This is a genomic window from Comamonas sp. JNW (assembly GCF_003105075.1).
Taxonomy (GTDB): domain Bacteria; phylum Pseudomonadota; class Gammaproteobacteria; order Burkholderiales; family Burkholderiaceae_C; genus Comamonas; species Comamonas squillarum.
Genome location: NZ_QETI01000006.1, coordinates 23,438 through 40,273 on the forward strand (window position 1 = coordinate 23,438; position 16,836 = coordinate 40,273).

Here is a 16,836-nt window from a genome sequence, read left to right on the forward strand (position 1 = left end):
GGGCCCTTTGTTGTGGTTGCTGTGATTCCGCCAGAAAGCTGCGATCCGCTTTAGTGGTTGTTCGCGCCTCGGTGCGCCCATGCGGTGGTCCGCTTCTCGACAAAGCTGAACAGCTCGTACATCACCATCGCCATCGCACCCACCACCAGCAGGCCCGCAAAGGCCAGGCCCATTTGCATGGAGGAGCCGGCGGAGATCAGCAGGTAGCCAATGCCTTCGTTGGCGGCGGTCATCTCGGACACGGTGGTGCCGACAAAGGCGAGGGTGATGGCAACCTTGAGCGAGCCGTAGAAATAGGGCAGCGAGCGGGGCAGGCCGACCTTGATCAATACATCCCAGCGCTTGGCGCCCAGCACGCGCAAGACATCTTCCAGCTCCGGCTCCAAGGTGGCCAGGCCGGTGGCGATGTTGACCATGATGGGGAAGAAGCTGATCAGGAACGCGGTCAGGATGGCCGGGCCAATGCCGATGCCAAACCAGACCACGAGGATGGGCACAAAGGCGGCCTTGGGCAGCGCGTTGAAGGCGGTCATCAGCGGGTAGACGGCGGCGTAGGCCAGGCGCGAGCTGCCAATCAAAAAGCCCAGCAAAACACCGACGACGATGGCCACGCCAAAGCCTGCCATCGTCACCCAGAAGGTGCGCCAGGCATGCGCGGCGATGACGGCGTGGAACTCCAGAAACTGCTGCCAGATCAGCAAGGGGCTGGGGAAGATGAACTCCGACACCTGGAAGGCCGAGCAGATGATTTGCCAGACGATGACGACGGCCGCCAGCAGCAGCCAGGGCGACCAGCGTTCGAGCTTGGGGTTGTTGAGCTTGTACATAAGTGAATGGGCCTGGGCGCTTACTGGTTGATCACGGTGCCGGTCTTGCGCATCGCGCCGATGTGGCCGCGCAGCTCATGCACGATGTCGCTGAACTCCTTGGTGTAGGTCAGCTCCAGATCGCGCGGGCGGGGGATGTCGATATCGCGGCGCACCACAAAGCGGCCGGGGCTCTTGCTCATCACATAAATGGAGTCGGCCAGGAACACCGATTCGCGCAGGTCATGCGTGACGAGGATGACGTTGAACTGCTGCTCGGCATGCAGATCGCGCAGGATGCACCAGAGCTCTTCGCGGGTGAAGGCATCGAGGGCGCCAAAGGGCTCGTCGAGCAGCAGCATCTTGGGCTCATGGATCAGCGCGCGGCAGATGCTGGCGCGCTGCTGCATGCCGCCCGACAGCTCCCAGGGGAACTTGTCCTCATAGCCCGCGAGGCCCACCTTTTGCAGCAGGCGGCGGGCGCGCTCTTCGTACTCCTGGCGCCGGGCCTTGAACTGGCTGCGGTGGGGCTCGACGATCTCCAGCGGCAGCAGCACATTGTCGACCGTGGTACGCCAGGGCAAGAGCGATGGCGACTGGAAGGCCATGCCCGATATCTTGAGCGGGCCGGTGACGGGCTGGCCATCGATGCGGATCTTGCCAATGCTGGGCATGCGCAGGCCGGTGGCCAGCTTCATGAAGGTGGATTTGCCGCAGCCCGAGGGGCCGACGATGGCGATGAACTCGCCACGGCGCACTTGCAGGTCAATGGCTTCGACAGCGAACTGGTTCTTGGCCTGCAACTCGTCGTTGTAAGCCAGCCAGACATCGCGAAACTCAACAAAGGCAGGGTCTTGGAGGGAGGCCGTCATAGGGTGCAATCGTCTTCAAAAGGGCAGGGCGCGGGCAGCGCCCTGCAGGCGGCGGGATCAGCGCTTGGGGAGGATGTCCAGCTCGGCAGCGCTGGGCAGAAAGCTGCCGTTCCAGACCGCCTGGGCGGGCACGGGGTTCTTGGTTTCATAGGCCTTGGCGACCTGCTCGGCCATCAGGCCCAGGCGCTCGGGGCGCAGCTGGCCAAAGCCTTCTTCGCGCGCGCCCTTGCTGTCGATGGCGGTGTCGATGGTGAGCTTGAGGCGCTTCACCTCCAGCGGCACATTGACCAGGCCATCCTTGGCCTTGAGCGAGGCAATGGCGGCCTGCGGATCGGCAATCGCTTCCTTGGCGCCTTTCGCAAACGCCTTGAGGAAGGCGCGCACCGCTTCGGGCTTCTCGGCAATCAGCTTGGGGCTGGCGATGATGACATTGCCGTAGAGCTGCACGCCATGGGTGGCATAGGGCAGCACCACCACGTCTTCGGCCTTGATGCCACGCGCTTCCAGGTTGAGCAGGCTGGTGAAGGTGTAGCCGGTGACGGCATCCAGATCACCACGCACCAGCATGGTTTCGCGCAGCGGTGGGTCCATCGTCGTCCACTGCACGGCGCCCACGCCATTGGCTTGCGCAAAGATTGGGAAGGTGCGGCGGCCTGCGTCAAAAATCGGTGCGCCCATCTTCTTGCCGGTCAGGTCGCTGGCCTTGGTGATGCCCGATTTCTTCAGCGCCATCACCGATGCCGGTGTGGTGTTGTAGATCACCATGATGGCCACCGGCTTGATCGGCGCATCGGGGTTGTTGGCATGGAACTCCATCAGCGCCGCCAGGTCGGCAAAGCCCAGGTCATGCGTGCCCGAGGCCACGCGCTGGATCGCGCCCGCGCCGCTGGCAGCTTCCACCGTCACATCCAGACCTGCCTGCTTGAAGTAGCCCTTTTGTTCGGGGTGCACAAAGAGAGCGGCCGGGCCTTCAAAGCGCCAGTCGAGCTGGAACTTGAGCGGCGTCAGCGGCTGGGCCAGGGCGCTGCAGGTGCTGGCGGCGGCCAGCAGGGCGATGGAGGCATGGAGGAAGCTGCGTTTTTTCACGGGGAGGTCTCGTCAGGTGGTGGGGGATCGGTGAAAGGGAGCGGAGCGATGCGGTGTGCTCAGCTGGTGGATGGCTTACTTTTTCGGGAGCACATCCAGCACGGCGGCAGGCGGCAGAAAGCTGCCGTTCCAGACGTCTTCGGCCTTGACGCGGGTCTTGGTGCCATAGGCATCGGAGACCTGGGCGGCCATCAGGCTCAGGCGGCTGCTGTCGAGGCGCCCAAAGCCTTCCTTGCGGGCGTCGGCGCTGTTGATGACGGTGTCGATCGCCAGCTGCAGGCGGCGCGTCTCCAGCGCCACATTGGCGATGCCATCACGCGCCTTGACGGACTGGATCGCCTGGGCCGGGTTGGCAATCACGCCCTTGGCGCCCTGGGCAAAGGCGGTCAGGAACTTCTTGATCGCCTCGGGCCGCTCCTGGATCATCCTGGGGCTGGCGATGATCACATTGCCGTAGAGCTTGACGCCATAGTCGGCGTACTGCATCACCACCACATCGCTGGCCTTGGCGCCGCGCGCCTCCAGGTTCAGCAGGCTGGTAAAGGTAAAGCCGGTGATGGCATCGACATCGCCGCGCACCAGCATGGTTTCGCGCAGCGGCGGGTCCATCGCCGTCCAGGCCACGTTGCTGACGCCATTGGCCTTTTCAAAAATGGGGAAGGCCTTGCGGCCGGCATCGAACACCGGCGCGCCCAGCTTTTTGCCAGCCAGATCGGCGGGGGTCTTGATGCCCGACTTCTTGAGCGCCATCACCGAGGCCGGCGTGTTGTTGTAGACCACCATGACGGCGACGGGCTTGTTGGGCGCGTCGGGGTTGTTGGCATGGAACTCCATCACCGAGGCCAGGTCGGCAAAGCCCATGTCGTAGGTGCCCGATGCCACGCGCTGCACCGCGCCGCCCGAGCCATTGCCGGCATCCACCGTCACATCCAGGCCCTGGGCCTTGAACAGGCCTTGCGCGACGGGCTGCAGGAAGAAGGCGGCTGGCCCTTCAAAGCGCCAGTCGAGCTGGAACTTGATGGGCGCATCTGCCGCCTGGGCCGCACCCCAGGACAGCGCCAGAGCGGCGACGGTGGTCTTCAGAAAACTGCGCTTGTGCATGGGGAGCCTCCGATGTTGCATACAAGGTCGTTTGCAAGATCGGTGCCAGTTTGTAAGCCCCTGTATTGGCGTGCGTAGCTGCACCAGGCTGGTGCAAATGCCAGGTGATGCAGCTGGGGCGTGCACGCGCAGATGCATGGCAGCGCATCTGCTTGGTGCAGCTTGTATACATGCTTGGTCGGCTACTGGGGCGGCGCCGCCCGGGCATGGCAATTGCAAGCAAAATGCCCCATTCAGACGATGAGAAAGCGCCCATGACCGAGATCGACTTTGCCCAGCTGGGCACCTACGAACGCTACAAGCTGATGGCCAGCCTGATCGTGCCGCGCCCCATAGCCTTGGTGACGACCCTGGGCGCCGACGGCACCGTCAACGCCGCGCCTTTTAGCATGTTCAACATGATGGGCGAGGACCCACCGGTGGTGATGCTGAGCGTGAACAAGCTGCAGGACACCGCGCAAAAGGACACCGCCACCAACATCCTGCGCGACAAGGAGTTTGTGGTGCACATCGCCGACGAAGCGATGGCCGCCGCCATGCACCGCTGCGGCGACCGCCTGGCCCCGCACGAGAGCGAGCTGGACCACACGGGCCTGACAGCCACCCCCTCCCAAAGCGTGCGCCCCCCACGCATCGTGCAAGCCCCCGTCGCCTTCGAATGCTTGCTGCACGAAACCTTGGAAACCGCGAGCCGCTATGTCTTTATCGGCCGCGTGCAATGGCTGGCCGTGCGTGACGGCCTGGTCGACACCGAAAAATGGCGGGTGCGCCTGCAGGAGTTCTTCCCCGTCGGGCGCTTTGGCGCGAGCTTCTATATCAACTGCCGGGAACGCTTTGCGATTGAGGCGGGGGAAGGGCTGGCGGGGGCGCAGGGTAGCGCTGCAAGTACGGCGATTGATGAGATGTGACGGAGCCGACCGGCGCGTTGGGATCGATTGGTTGCGGGAATGGATAGATCCCTAAAACGCTTGCACAAACAGAACCTCGCGCTGGATACGGGACACCTCGGCTTCATGGAAAGGGAAGACATGGTAGCCGCAGTGTTCGGTGAACACTGCAATCGCGAACTTCCGCGCATTGACCACATGGAATGCGTGTTCGAACTGAACAAACGAGCCGTCCATCAGTTTGATGTGCAAGCTTCCGTTCGATGGAAAGTCTGCTGCGCCCAGGCCCTTTTGCTGTATTTCTTCAACAGAGCGGCCAAGGACAGGGGCTAGGTCTTCAGCCCATTCAGTGACAAGCTGTTGGGCCAAGCGCGGTACAGGATGCATGTCATTCCTTGGGTTGGGGGAGGCGGGGGATTCCGCTGAAGAGCACTTGGGAGTGGATTCTAGCTACAGGAGGTATGTGAGTTAGGTACGTGCTTGGCGCGTGTACTGCAATGGGGGACCCCGCCCCTCAAGGCAAATTCTCCCGAAAAATGACCTGACTCCGCACAATGTCCACCGCCGTCATCGTGTCGAGCTGGTCGCGCAGATTGCTGAACATGCGGATGCAGCTCATGATGATGCCCAGGTGGCTTTGGGTGATGACGGCGTCCATGGTGCCGTTGATCAGCAGGGCGCGGGTGTCGGGGGTGAGGCCGTGGCCGATGAGGACGACCTGGTGCTCGCGGCCGGCTTCCTGCAATGCGCGGCCTACGCCATCGGATGAACCACCGATGTTGTAGATGCCGGCGATATGCGGGTGGCGTTGCAGCAGCTCCTTGGTTTGCTGGTAGTTGCGGGAGGTGTCGTCATAGCTCTCGCGCAGGCCCAGGATCTGCATGTCGGGGAACTGCTCGGCATGCAGTTGCAGAAAACCGCCCTCGCGCTCCTCATGCGCCAGGTAGCTGCGCGATCCTGCGATCAGTGCGATTTGCGCATCGCGGCGCTGGCTGCCGATAAAGCGGGCCAGCAGGTAGGCGGCGGTGCGGCCGGCGGCCCGGTTGTCCAGCCCCACATAGGCGATACGGGCGCTGTTGTCCAGGTCCGAGATGACGGTCAAGGTCGGCACACCCCGGTCGGCGAGTTGCTGCACCGCTTCGCGCACGGCCGGGTGCTCGATGGCCATGAAGGCGATGCCCTGCACGCGCTTGCCCAGGCGCAGCAAGGTGGCGGCCAGCGCTTCGGGGTTGAAGCTCTCGACATATTCCACCTGGCATTTGACGTTGAACGGCGCCTGGTGGCTTTCTGAAAAGCCAATGGTGTCGCCCAGCATACGCAGGTAGGGGTTCTGTCCCTGGGGCAATACAAAGGCCAGCTTCCAGGGCGCGGATTGGGGCGCGGCATCGGCCAGGGCATCGGGCAGGTAGCCCAGGGCCTGCGCGGCCTGGCGCACCTTCTGCACGGTGATGGGGCGCACGCCGGGGCGCTGGTTCAGCACCCGGTCGGCGGTGGCGGTAGACACGCCCGCCAGGGCGGCCACGGTCTTGAGCGTGAGGCGCTGGCTAGGCACTGCGGGGTTATGGGGCATCAAAAAACATCAGATTCAATCATTTTGTGCGTTTGACTATAGCAAGTCGTTTGCATATCTTCCAGTATGAGATCTGTGCCATTACATCAATTCAAATCAAATACTAGGAGACAAGCATGACCGAACTCAGCCGCCGTTCCCTCATCAAAGGACTGACCGCCCTGCCTGCCGCGGGCATGGTGTCGGGCTTTCCATTGATCGCCCGTGCGGCCGAGTTCTCGCTCAAATACGGCAACAACCTGCCGCTCAGCCACCCGCTCAACGTCCGCGCGCAAGAGGCGGCCGACCGCATCCGCAAGGAAACCAATGGCCGCGTTGAGCTGGCCATCTACCCCAACAACCAGCTGGGCGGTGATACCGACATGCTGGCGCAGGTGCGCTCGGGCGGTATCGATTTCTTCACACCGTCCGCGCTGGTGATTGCCACCTTGGTCCCGGCAGCGGCCATCAATGCGGTGGGCTTTGCGTTTACCAACTACGACCAGGTCTGGAAGGCCATGGACGGCCAGCTGGGTGCGATGGTGCGGGCCGAGATTGCCAAGCGCAAGCTCTATGCGTTCGACAAGATGTGGGACAACGGTTTCCGCCAGACCACCAGCAGCAAGGGCGCGGTGCAAAGCGCCAAGGACATGGATGGCCTCAAGATCCGCGTGCCGGTGAGCCCGATGCCGATTGCGATGTTCAAGGGCCTGGGCGCTGCGCCGGCCAGCCTGCAGTTCTCCGAGGTGTACTCGTCGCTGCAGACGCGCATTGTGGATGCGCAGGAGAACCCGCTGCCCATCATCCAGGTGGCCAAGCTGTACGAGGTGCAGAAGTTCTGCTCGCTGACCAACCATATCTGGGACGGCTACTGGTTCATTGCCAATGGCCGCATGTGGGAGAGCCTGCCAGCCGACCTGAAGAAGATCGTGGCCACGGCGATCAACGATGCCGGCATGGCGCAGCGTGCGGATATCAGCCAGCTCAATGCCTCGGTGCAGGCCGATCTGGCCAGCAAGGGCCTGCAGTTCAACCAGCCCGATGCGGAGAGCTTTCGCGCAGCGCTGCGCAGCTCGGGCTTTTACAAGGATTGGCAAGGCCGCTTTGGCAAGGACGTGTGGAGCCTGCTCGAAGGCGCCGTTGGCAAGCTCGCTTGAGCGCTGCTCTGATTCACGCCCTGAAAGAGCATTGCCATGTCCCACCCTGCAACCCCCGCGCTGGCGGGGCACTCTGCTGCGCCGCCCGACAACGCCTTGGCCTCGCTCGCGCGTGGCGTTGACCGTGGCCTGGGCGCCATCGTCGAGACAGCGGCCGCTGCCTTGGTGCTGGCCGAAATCATCGTGCTGTTTGCCGGCGTGGTGGCACGCTATGTGTTCCACCAGCCGCTGGTCTGGTCCGATGAGCTGGCTTCGCTGATGTTTCTGTGGCTGTCCATGCTGGGCGCCGTGGTGGCGCTGCGCCGGGGCGAGCACATGCGCATGACGGCCTTTATCAACAATGTGCGGCCAGGCCTGCGCGCGGCGCTGGAGGCCTTTGCGCTGGCCGCATCGCTGGCCTTTTTGCTGATGGTGCTGGGCCCCGCCTACGAGTACGCGGAGGAGGAGGCCTTTATCACCACCCCGGCGATGGAGCTGAGCAATGCCTGGCGCGCCGCAGCGCTGCCGGTGGGCATGGGCCTGATGGCCGTGGTGGCCCTGCTGCGCCTGCTCACGCAGACGACCTGGCAAAAGGCGCTGGCGGCGGTGGCCATGGTGGCTGCGCTGGTGCTGCTGTTCTGGCTGTGCCAGCCGCTGTTCAAGAGCCTGGGCAAGTTCAACCTGGTGATCTTTTTTGTGCTGGTGGTGGCGGGCACGGTGTTTGCCGGTGTGCCGATTGCGTTCTCGTTTGCGCTGGCCACCTTTGGCTACCTGGCGCTGACCACCCGCACACCGCTGGTGGTGATGGTGGGGCGCCTGGATGAGGGCATGTCGCACCTGATCATGCTGGCGGTGCCGATGTTCATTTTTCTGGGCTCGCTCATAGAGATGACCGGCATGGCCAAGGCGATGATCCAGTTTCTGGCCAGCTTGCTGGGCCGCGTGCGCGGTGGGCTGTCCTATGTGCTGATTGGCGCGATGTACCTGGTATCGGGCATCTCGGGATCGAAGGTGGCCGACATGGCGGCGATTGCGCCGGTGCTCTTCCCCGAGATGAAAAAGCGCGGCGCCAAGGAGGGCGATCTGGTCGCGCTGCTGTCGGCGACGGGCGCGCAGACCGAGACCATTCCGCCGTCCATCGTGCTGATCACGATTGGCTCGGTCACCGGCATATCGATTGCCGCGCTGTTTACCGGCGGCATGTTGCCCGCCGTGGTGCTGGGCGCTGCGCTGTGCTGCGTCGTGTGGTGGCGTTACCGCAAAGAGGATCTGGGCGGTGTGGAGCGCTTTAGCGGCAAGCAGATTGGCCGCTTGCTGGTGATCGCGCTGCCGGCGCTGGCCTTGCCCTTTGTGATCCGCGCCGCGGTCGTGGAGGGCATTGCGACGGCGACCGAGGTCTCCACCATCGGCGTGGTCTATTCGGTGCTGGTGGGCCTGTTCATCTACCGCTGCTTTGACTGGCGGCGCCTCAAGCCCATGCTGGTCGAGACCGCTTCGCTGTCGGGCGCGATCATGCTGATTGTCGGCTGCGCCACTGGCATGGCCTGGGGGCTGACGCAGTCGGGCTTCTCGTCGGACCTGGCCAAGGCGATGACCAGCATGCCGGGCGGCAGCTGGGGGTTCCTCGCCATCTCCATCGTCTGCTTCATCGTGCTGGGCAGTGTGCTCGAAGGCATCCCCGCCATCGTGCTGTTTGGCCCGCTGCTCTTCCCCATCGCCAAGGAGGTGGGCGTGCACGAGGTGCATTACGCAATGGTCGTGATCTTCGCGATGGGCATTGGCTTGTTTGCGCCGCCCTTTGGCGTGGGCTACTACGGCGCCTGCGCGATCAGCAAGGTCAACCCCAACGAGGGCATTCGGCCCATCGGCGGCTACATGCTGGCGCTGTTTGTCGGGCTGCTTTTTGTCGCGGCCATTCCCTGGATTTCTACCGGATTTTTATAAGCGGACTGCGGCCCCAAGGCCACCCGGCCAGCTTCCCGGCCTTGGTCTGCATCGCGTGCACCCACGTGAGGCAGCGCCCATGCCACCAACGCAACAACCAACTTAACAACAAACGAAAGACAAGCTATGAGCCGCTTTTTGGGAGAAATCCGCCAGCTGGGCTATGTGGTCGACGACATCGAGGCCGCGATGAAATACTGGAGCGAGACCTTGGGCGTGGGTCCCTGGTTCTACAACCCGCAGGTGCCGATCGAGAACTACCAGTACGCGGGTGAGCGTTACCAGCCGCACAACTCGGTGGCGCTGGCCAACTCGGGCTTTGTGCAGGTGGAGCTGATCCAGGTGCGCAACGATGTGCCGTCGATGTACCGCGACTTTCTGCGCGCGGGCCGCACGGGCCTGCAGCATGTGGCGTACTGGACCACCGACTACGACGCCGATCTGCAGCGCTTGCTGGCGCAGGGCTTCAAGCCGCAGATGAGTGGCGAGGTGGGCAAGAACGGCCGCTTTATCTACTTTGACACCGAATACCACCCGGGCACGGTGATCGAGCTGTCCGAAGTGATGGGCCCCAAGGGAAAGATGTTTGATCTGATCCGTGCGGCCTCCCAGGACTGGGATGGCCAGAACCCCGTGCGCCCTTTCCCTGACCTCAACACCCTGTGATGGCCGGCCCGCCCTGGGCCTGGAAATGCGATGAAATCTACCCATTTTGAAGCCAGCTACCTGATTGAGACGCCGCTGGCGCCCGAGGCCGTCGCCGAGGTGATGGCCGGTGAGCAATCCTGCGGCACCTTTACCCGCGTGGCCGGCGAGACCGATGACCTGCGCGCGCGCGCACGTGCCCAGGTGCTGCAGGTGCAGCCGCTGGGTACGGTGGAGCGGCCCAGCCTGCCCAATGCCTGGCTGGAGCGCCAAGGCTATGGCGCAGGCGCCAACTGGCAGCGTGCGCGCGTGCGCATTGCCTTCCCCATCGCCAATGTGGGCGCCAATCTGCCCACCTTGGCCGCTACCGTCAGCGGCAATCTGTATGACCTGGGAGAGGTATCGGGCCTTCGGCTGGAGCGCCTGGACCTGCCGCCGGACTACCGCGACCAGTTCGATCTGCCGACGATGGGCGTGGCCGGCACGCGGCGCAGTATTGGGGCCAGCGCAGGCGCCATGGTCGGCACCATCATCAAGCCCAATGTGGGGCTATCGGCCCAGCAGACGGCCGACCTGGTGCGGCAGCTCTGCGACGCGGGTGTGGACTTTATCAAGGACGATGAGGTATCGGCCAACCCGGCGCATGCACCGCTTGAGGAGCGCATTCCCGCGGTGATGCGCGTGATCCGCGAGCACCGCGAGCGCACCGGCAAGTGGGTGATGGTGGCTTTCAACATCACCGATGAAACCAGCGCCATGCTGCGCCATGCCGATCTGGTGCAGCAAGAGGGCGGCAGCTGCGTGATGGCCAGCATCAACTGGTGCGGGCTGTCGGGCATCCAGAGCCTGCGGCGCCACACGCCCTTGGCACTGCATGCGCACCGCAATGGCTATGGCGCGCTGTCGCGCGACCCGATGCTGGGCATGGGCTACCAGGCCTACCAGACCCTGTGGCGCCTGGCTGGTGTGGACCATGTGCATGTGCATGGCTTGCAAGGCAAGTTTGCGCAGCCTGATGCCGAGGTGGTGGAATCGGCGCAAGACTGCCAGCGGCGCCTGTCGGCCGCGCAGGATGACTGCGTGCTGCCCGCCTTCTCATCGGGCCAGTGGGCGGGTACGGTGCCTGCCACCTGGGCGGCGCTGCAAAGCGATGACCTGCTGTTCATGTCGGGCGGCGGCATTCTGGCGCACCCCGACGGGCCGGCCGCTGGCGTGGTGAGCATTCGCCAGGCCTGGGCTGCCGTGCGTGAAGGCAGCAGCCTGGACGACTATGCCTGGCATGCGCCGGAGCTGGCGCGGGCGCTGCAGTTCTTTGGCAAGCGCGGATAGGCAAGCAACATGCTGGACACCTTGCTGCGCGGCAAGCCCGCTGTCGTCTGGTATGGCGATGACTTTACCGGTGCGACCGACACCTTGGCCACGGTGGCGCAGGCCGGCCTGCGTTCACTGCTTTTTCTGGAGGTGCCGACCGAGGTGCAGCTAGCCAAAGCCGGGCCCTTGCAGGCCATCGGCATTGCCGGTGCAGCCCGCAGTTTGTCGCCCGCCGCGATGGGCAAGGCGTTAGCGCCGGTGGCACAGTTCATGGCGCACAGTGGTGCGCCCGTGTTGCACTACAAATGCTGCTCCACCTTTGACAGCGCCCCGCATGTGGGCAGCATTGGCGCGGCTGTGACGGCATTGCGCAAGGTGGCAGTCGCATCGCCAGCGGTGATCGTTGGCGGCCAGCCCAATATCGGGCGTTTTTGCGCCTTTGGCAACCTGTTTGCGCAGGCTGGGCCGGGGGGCGCGGTGCAGCGCCTTGACCGCCACCCCACCATGCGGCAGCACCCCGTCACCCCCATGGACGAGGCCGATCTTCGCCTGCATCTGGCCAAGCAGGGGCTGGCCGATATTCGGCTGCTGAGCACCCGGCAGCTGGAGCTGGCGGGCGCCGATACCGCCGTGCTGCTGCGCTGGATGCAGGCGCAGGAAGGAGCAAGCCCTGTGCCGCATGCCTTGCTGATCGACCTGGTGCACGAAGCCCAGCTGCCGCAGATTGGAGCGTTGCTGTGGACGCGCGCGCAGCAGTCGCCCTTGCTGGCCGTGGGGCCCAGCGGCGTGGAGCAGTGCCTGATAGCAGGCTGGCGCCAACTGGGGTTGGTGGGGGAAGTGCCAGCGGCTAGCCCCTTGGCGCCCGCGCAGGGCCCGGTGCTGGTGCTGGTGGGCAGCTTGTCGCCGGTCTCCAATCAGCAGATCGCGGCCAGCCAGCAGTTTGACAAGCGGGAGGTGGATGTGGGCCGGCTGTTGGCCGAGGAAGGCTATCTAAGCGCTTGCGCGGCCCAGCTGGCCCAGGGGCTGCTCCAGGGGCGCCATACGCTGGCGCACACCAGCCGGCCCGATCAAACCGTGGATGCAGCGACCACGGCAGCGGTGGCACAGCGCAGTGCGCAATTGCTGGCAGAGACCTTGCGCCTGATGGCGGCACAGGGCCAGCCACTCAAGCGCCTGGGCATTGCGGGCGGCGATACCTCCAGCCTGGCGACCCAGGCTTTGGGGTTGTGGGGGCTGGCCTTCCACAGCACCTTGGCGCCGGGGGTGACCTTGAGCGTGGCGCGCAGCGATGATGCGCGCATCGATGGGTTGGAGCTGATGCTCAAAGGCGGGCAGATGGGCGATGCGCAGCTGTTCGATCGGCTGGTGAAGGGGGCGGGCTGAGGGGCACCTGGGCAGAGGCACAGATGTAAAAAAGCCCCAGGCGCTATGCCTGGGGCTATCTTTTGGTGTGGTGTGGTGTGGCTTGCTGCGCAAGCAAAGGCGCGGCCTGCGCCGCGCCAGCGCTTACTTGCCTTCCTTGCGCGCTTGGGCCTGGGCGGCGACCAGGGCCGTCATGTTGACCACGCGGCGCACGGTGGACGATGGGGTCAGCACATGGGCGGGGGCCTCGCTGCCCAGCAGGATCGGGCCGATGGTGGTGCCATGCGAGGCGGTGGTCTTGAGCACATTGAACAGGATGTTTGCGGCGTCCAGGTTCGGGCAGATCAGCACATTGGCCTCACCGGTCAGGCTCGACTCGATCAAGGTGCGCTCGCGCACGTGTTCGTCCAGCGCGGCATCGCCATGCATTTCGCCATCGCATTCGATGTCGGGGTTGGCTGCGGCAAACAGGTCGCGGGCAGCGCGCATCTTGAGCGCCGACTTGCGGGTGGACGAGCCGTAGTTGCTGTGCGAGAGGAAGGCCACCTTCGGGGGCAGGCCAAAGCGCTGCACCTCTTGCGCGGCAAGCTTGGCGATCTGGGCCAGCTCTTCGGCGGTCGGATCTTCGTTGATGTAGGTGTCCGCGATAAACAAGGTGCGGCCTTCCAGCATCAGCGCATTCACGGTGGCCAGGCGGTTGGCGTCGGTCTTGTGGCCGAGCACGTCTTCGATATGGCCCAGGTGACGGTCAAAGCGGCCCATCACGCCGCAGAGCATCGCGTCGGCATCGCCCAGGTGCACCATCAGTGCGGCGATCACGGTGTTGGAGCGGCGCACGGCAGACTTGGCCACCTCAGGCGTGACGCCATTGCGGCCCATCAGCGCGTGGTAGGCCTCCCAGTACTGCCGGAAGCGCGGGTCGTCTTCGGGGTTGACGATGTCCACATCCTTGCCCAGTTGCAGGCGCAGGCCGGCCTTGGCAATGCGCGCTTCGATGACCGCAGGGCGGCCGATCAGGATGGGCTTGGCCAGGCCGTCGTCCACCGCCACTTGCACGGCGCGCAGCACGCGCTCGTCTTCGCCTTCGGCGTAGGCCACGCGTTGCACATTGGCCTTGGCTGCTGCAAAGACCGGGCGCATGAACATGCTGGTCTGGTAGACGAAGCGGGTGAGGTTCTCACGGTAGGCTTCGATGTCCTCGATCGGGCGTGCTGCCACGCCGGACTCTTGCGCGGCCTTGGCCACGGCGGGCGCAATGCGCAGGATCAGGCGCGTGTCGAACGGGGTGGGGATCAGGTAGTCGGGGCCGAACTTGAGCTCCTTGCCCTGGTAGGCGGCGGCCACTTCGTCGCTCACGTCCTGCTTGGCCAGCGCGGCAATTTCGCGCACGCAGGCCAGCTTCATCGCTTCGGTGATCTTGCTGGCGCCGCAATCGAGCGCGCCACGGAAGATGTAGGGGAAGCACAGCACGTTGTTGACCTGGTTCGGGTAGTCCGAACGGCCGGTGGCGATGATGCAATCGGGGCGAACGGCCTTGGCCAGCTCGGGGCGGATTTCTGGCTCGGGGTTGGCCAGTGCCAGGATGATGGGCTTGTCGGCCATGGTCTTGACCATGTCGGCGGTCAGCACGCCGGGAGCCGAGCAACCCAGGAACACGTCAGCGCCGTTGACCACGTCGGCCAAGGTGCGGGCCTCGGTCTTTTGCGCATAGCGCGCCTTGGACGCGTCCAGGCCACCGGGGCGGCCGTCATAGATCACGCCCTTGGAGTCCACCATGAAGATGTTCTCGCGTTTGACCCCCAGGCCCACCATCACATCGACGCAGGCAATGGCAGCCGCACCGGCGCCGGAGACGGCGATCTTGACGCTGCCGATCTGCTTGTCGACCAGCTCCAGGCCGTTGAGCAGCGCGGCGCTGGAGATGATGGCCGTGCCGTGCTGGTCGTCATGGAACACCGGAATGTTCATGCGCTTGGACAGCTCTTGCTCGATGTAGAAGCACTCGGGGGCCTTGATGTCTTCGAGGTTGATGCCGCCCAGCGTAGGCTCGAGGCTGGCGATGATGTCGATCAGCTTGTCCGGATCGCGCTCGGCCAGCTCGATGTCAAACACATCGACGCCGGCAAACTTCTTGAACAGGCAGCCCTTGCCTTCCATCACCGGCTTGCTGGCCAACGGGCCGATATCGCCCAGACCCAGCACGGCGGTGCCGTTGGTGATCACGCCCACCAGGTTGCCGCGCGAGGTGTAGTCAGCCGCCAGGCTGGGATCGGCTTCGATGTCCAGGCAAGGGTAGGCCACGCCTGGCGAATAGGCCAGCGACAGGTCACGCTGGTTGGACAGCGGCTTGGTCGGGGTGACGGAGATCTTGCCCTTGCTGGGGCTGCGGTGGTATTCGAGTGCGGCTTCGCGCAGTGCCTGTTCGGCGGCGGACAGTTGTTGTGCCATAAGAGTGAGTCAATCCAGTGTGTACCAAGCGGATGATAAAGGCGCAGGCCCACCCCTAGGGGGCAGTGGGCCTAAGTTTCGATGCTGCACCGCAGCAATCTTGTCAGTGGGCATCTGCTTGCTGCGCAGCCTTGATGATCTGGGCCTGGTCGAGTTTGGCGCCGTTGAAAAACAGGTTCAAGGCGACGGCACAGATGGAGGCGAGCAGGATGCCCGATTCGATCAGCGGGTGGATGGCATGGGGCATCCATTGGCGGAACTGCGGTGCAATCAGCGGAATCATGCCCACGCCAATGGACACGGCAACGACCATGGCGTTGTAGCGGTTATGGCGAAAATCCACATTCGACAGGATGCGGATGCCGGTGGCGGCCACCATGCCGAACATGACCAGACCGGCGCCGCCCAGCACCATCGTGGGCAGCGATTCGACCAGCGCGCCCAGCTTGGGCAACACGCCCAAAATGATCAGGATAAAGCCGCCGGCCACGCAGACAAAGCGGCTCTGGATGCCGGTGACTGCCACCAGGCCCACGTTTTGCGAGAAGCTGGTGTAGGGGAAGGTGTTGAAGATGCCGCCCAGCAAGGTGCCCAGGCCATCGGTGCGCAGGCCCCGGGTCAGGTCGGCGGGGGTCACTTCCTTGTTGGTCATGTCACCCAGCGCCAGGAACATACCCACCGATTCGATCATCACGACGACCATCACCAGGGTCATCGTCAGGATCAGGATGGGGTCGAACACCGGCATCGCGATCTCGAACGGCATGACAAAGTCAAACCACTCGGCATGCGCGACTTTTTCATAGGTCATCAGGCCCATGGCCGAGGCCACGATGGCGCCGATGACAATGCCGGCCAGCACCGCAATATTGGCCATGAAGCCCTTGGCAAACTTGGTGATCAGCAGGATGGAGACGAGCACCAGCGCGGAGATGCCCACGCCGCTCAGGTCGGCATAGCGGGGGTTGGGCACGGACGGCAGGATGGCCAGGCCCTGCGGGATGGGCGGCAGCGCCGAGCCCGGCGCACCGGCGGCCATCTGGGCACTTTGCAGCCATTTGACATGCTCGGGGTTGGGCACGGAAGGCGCCGTGGGGCCCACCGGGTTGCCAAAGATCCAGTTGATGCCCACGCGCATCAGGCTGATGCCGATCACCGTGATGATGGTGCCGGTGACGACCGGCGGGAAGAACCGCAGCATGCGGCTGACCAGCGGTGAGATCAGGATCGATATGACCCCCGCGCCGATGACCGAGCCAAAGATGAGGCCCGCGCCATAGACGCCTCCTGTGGTCTGCGCCATCGAGATCATCGGCGCCACGCTGGCAAAGGTCACGCCCATCATCACCGGCAGCTTGATGCCAAACCAGCGGGTTGCTCCCCAGGCCTGGATCAAGGTGACCAGGCCGCAGACGAAGAGATCAGCAGAGATCAGCTTCGCTATCTGGTGCGAGTCGAGGTTGAGTGCGCGCCCTACTATCAGCGGCACCGCCACGGCCCCCGCGTACATGACCAGCACATGCTGCAAGCCCAAGGTGGTGAGGCGCCCCAGGGGCAGCACCTGGTCGACGGGGTGTTTGTCAGACTGCATCTTTATCACTCCTCATGCGGGGAATTTCTGACCAGAAAAGCCAGTGTTATGTCTTAAAAATCCATACAAAAAGTGTATACACATGCGCTGATGGCGCA

General features: G+C 64.1%; 14 protein-coding genes. 6 read left to right on the forward strand and 8 right to left on the reverse strand.

Annotated features, from left to right (window positions below):
• Positions 1-50 precede the first annotated feature (50 nt).
• The 4 genes from DCO45_RS10425 to DCO45_RS10440 all read right to left on the reverse strand — a co-directional run bounded on the left by DCO45_RS10425 (position 51) and on the right by DCO45_RS10440 (position 3,865).
• Positions 51-827 carry an ABC transporter permease gene (locus tag DCO45_RS10425; RefSeq protein ID WP_116925797.1) on the reverse strand — a complete coding sequence of 259 codons (777 nt, stop codon included), beginning with the start codon at positions 825-827 and terminating at the stop codon, positions 51-53.
• Between the two features lie 20 nt (positions 828-847).
• Positions 848-1,678, reverse strand: coding sequence for an ABC transporter ATP-binding protein (locus tag DCO45_RS10430; RefSeq protein ID WP_021027056.1), 831 nt, complete (start codon positions 1,676-1,678; stop codon positions 848-850).
• Positions 1,679-1,735: 57 nt separating this feature from the next.
• Entirely contained in the window at positions 1,736-2,764 is a 1,029-nt protein-coding gene (locus tag DCO45_RS10435; protein ID WP_021027055.1) for an ABC transporter substrate-binding protein, read from the reverse strand.
• 75 nt (positions 2,765-2,839) lie between these two features.
• Positions 2,840-3,865, reverse strand: a complete 1,026-nt coding sequence (locus DCO45_RS10440) for an ABC transporter substrate-binding protein (RefSeq protein WP_116925798.1) — start codon at positions 3,863-3,865, stop codon at positions 2,840-2,842.
• Positions 3,866-4,119: 254 nt separating this feature from the next.
• Here DCO45_RS10440 and DCO45_RS10445 point away from each other — a divergent pair, with 254 nt between their 5' ends.
• Positions 4,120-4,773, forward strand: coding sequence for a flavin reductase family protein (locus DCO45_RS10445; RefSeq protein WP_116925799.1), 654 nt, complete (start codon positions 4,120-4,122; stop codon positions 4,771-4,773).
• A gap of 51 nt (positions 4,774-4,824) precedes the next feature.
• Here the strand turns inward: DCO45_RS10445 and DCO45_RS22685 are convergent, their stop codons facing one another.
• Both DCO45_RS22685 and DCO45_RS10455 read right to left on the reverse strand, forming a co-directional pair.
• Complete coding sequence (locus DCO45_RS22685; protein ID WP_133248133.1) at positions 4,825-5,139, reverse strand: hypothetical protein; 315 nt, start codon at positions 5,137-5,139, stop codon at positions 4,825-4,827.
• A gap of 127 nt (positions 5,140-5,266) precedes the next feature.
• A complete protein-coding gene (locus tag DCO45_RS10455) occupies positions 5,267-6,322 on the reverse strand; it encodes a LacI family DNA-binding transcriptional regulator (RefSeq protein ID WP_116925801.1) in 1,056 nt (351 codons plus the stop codon).
• 116 nt (positions 6,323-6,438) lie between these two features.
• Here DCO45_RS10455 and DCO45_RS10460 point away from each other — a divergent pair, with 116 nt between their 5' ends.
• From DCO45_RS10460 to DCO45_RS10480, 5 genes are all read left to right on the forward strand, one after another.
• Positions 6,439-7,458: a TRAP transporter substrate-binding protein gene (locus tag DCO45_RS10460; protein WP_116925802.1), complete on the forward strand. Its 1,020-nt coding sequence runs from the start codon at positions 6,439-6,441 to the stop codon at positions 7,456-7,458.
• A gap of 36 nt (positions 7,459-7,494) precedes the next feature.
• Positions 7,495-9,381, forward strand: coding sequence for a TRAP transporter large permease subunit (locus DCO45_RS10465; RefSeq protein ID WP_116925803.1), 1,887 nt, complete (start codon positions 7,495-7,497; stop codon positions 9,379-9,381).
• Positions 9,382-9,507: 126 nt separating this feature from the next.
• The gene (locus DCO45_RS10470; protein WP_021027048.1) at positions 9,508-10,047 is read left to right on the forward strand and encodes a VOC family protein; all 540 of its coding nucleotides are present in this window, start codon (positions 9,508-9,510) and stop codon (positions 10,045-10,047) included.
• A 30-nt stretch (positions 10,048-10,077) separates the two neighbouring features.
• Entirely contained in the window at positions 10,078-11,355 is a 1,278-nt protein-coding gene (locus DCO45_RS10475) for a ribulose-bisphosphate carboxylase large subunit family protein (RefSeq protein WP_116925804.1), read from the forward strand.
• 9 nt (positions 11,356-11,364) lie between these two features.
• On the forward strand, positions 11,365-12,720 hold the full coding sequence (locus tag DCO45_RS10480) for a four-carbon acid sugar kinase family protein (protein ID WP_116925805.1): 1,356 nt from the start codon (positions 11,365-11,367) through the stop codon (positions 12,718-12,720).
• Positions 12,721-12,843: 123 nt separating this feature from the next.
• Here the strand turns inward: DCO45_RS10480 and DCO45_RS10485 are convergent, their stop codons facing one another.
• Both DCO45_RS10485 and DCO45_RS10490 read right to left on the reverse strand, forming a co-directional pair.
• On the reverse strand, positions 12,844-15,147 hold the full coding sequence (locus DCO45_RS10485) for an NADP-dependent malic enzyme (RefSeq protein WP_116925806.1): 2,304 nt from the start codon (positions 15,145-15,147) through the stop codon (positions 12,844-12,846).
• 103 nt (positions 15,148-15,250) lie between these two features.
• Positions 15,251-16,738 carry a nucleobase:cation symporter-2 family protein gene (locus tag DCO45_RS10490; RefSeq protein WP_116925807.1) on the reverse strand — a complete coding sequence of 496 codons (1,488 nt, stop codon included), beginning with the start codon at positions 16,736-16,738 and terminating at the stop codon, positions 15,251-15,253.
• Positions 16,739-16,836 lie beyond the last annotated feature (98 nt).

Coding starts and splice junctions, on each gene's coding strand:
- DCO45_RS10430 (WP_021027056.1), bottom strand. CDS start 1,678: ATGACGGCCTCCCTCCAAGACCCTGCCTTTGTTGAGTTTCGCGATGTC.
- DCO45_RS10490 (WP_116925807.1), bottom strand. CDS start 16,738: ATGCAGTCTGACAAACACCCCGTCGACCAGGTGCTGCCCCTGGGGCGC.
- DCO45_RS10470 (WP_021027048.1), top strand. CDS start 9,508: ATGAGCCGCTTTTTGGGAGAAATCCGCCAGCTGGGCTATGTGGTCGAC.
- DCO45_RS22685 (WP_133248133.1), bottom strand. CDS start 5,139: ATGCATCCTGTACCGCGCTTGGCCCAACAGCTTGTCACTGAATGGGCT.
- DCO45_RS10480 (WP_116925805.1), top strand. CDS start 11,365: ATGCTGGACACCTTGCTGCGCGGCAAGCCCGCTGTCGTCTGGTATGGC.
- DCO45_RS10465 (WP_116925803.1), top strand. CDS start 7,495: ATGTCCCACCCTGCAACCCCCGCGCTGGCGGGGCACTCTGCTGCGCCG.
- DCO45_RS10485 (WP_116925806.1), bottom strand. CDS start 15,147: ATGGCACAACAACTGTCCGCCGCCGAACAGGCACTGCGCGAAGCCGCA.
- DCO45_RS10455 (WP_116925801.1), bottom strand. CDS start 6,322: ATGCCCCATAACCCCGCAGTGCCTAGCCAGCGCCTCACGCTCAAGACC.
- DCO45_RS10475 (WP_116925804.1), top strand. CDS start 10,078: ATGAAATCTACCCATTTTGAAGCCAGCTACCTGATTGAGACGCCGCTG.
- DCO45_RS10425 (WP_116925797.1), bottom strand. CDS start 827: ATGTACAAGCTCAACAACCCCAAGCTCGAACGCTGGTCGCCCTGGCTG.
- DCO45_RS10440 (WP_116925798.1), bottom strand. CDS start 3,865: ATGCACAAGCGCAGTTTTCTGAAGACCACCGTCGCCGCTCTGGCGCTG.
- DCO45_RS10460 (WP_116925802.1), top strand. CDS start 6,439: ATGACCGAACTCAGCCGCCGTTCCCTCATCAAAGGACTGACCGCCCTG.
- DCO45_RS10445 (WP_116925799.1), top strand. CDS start 4,120: ATGACCGAGATCGACTTTGCCCAGCTGGGCACCTACGAACGCTACAAG.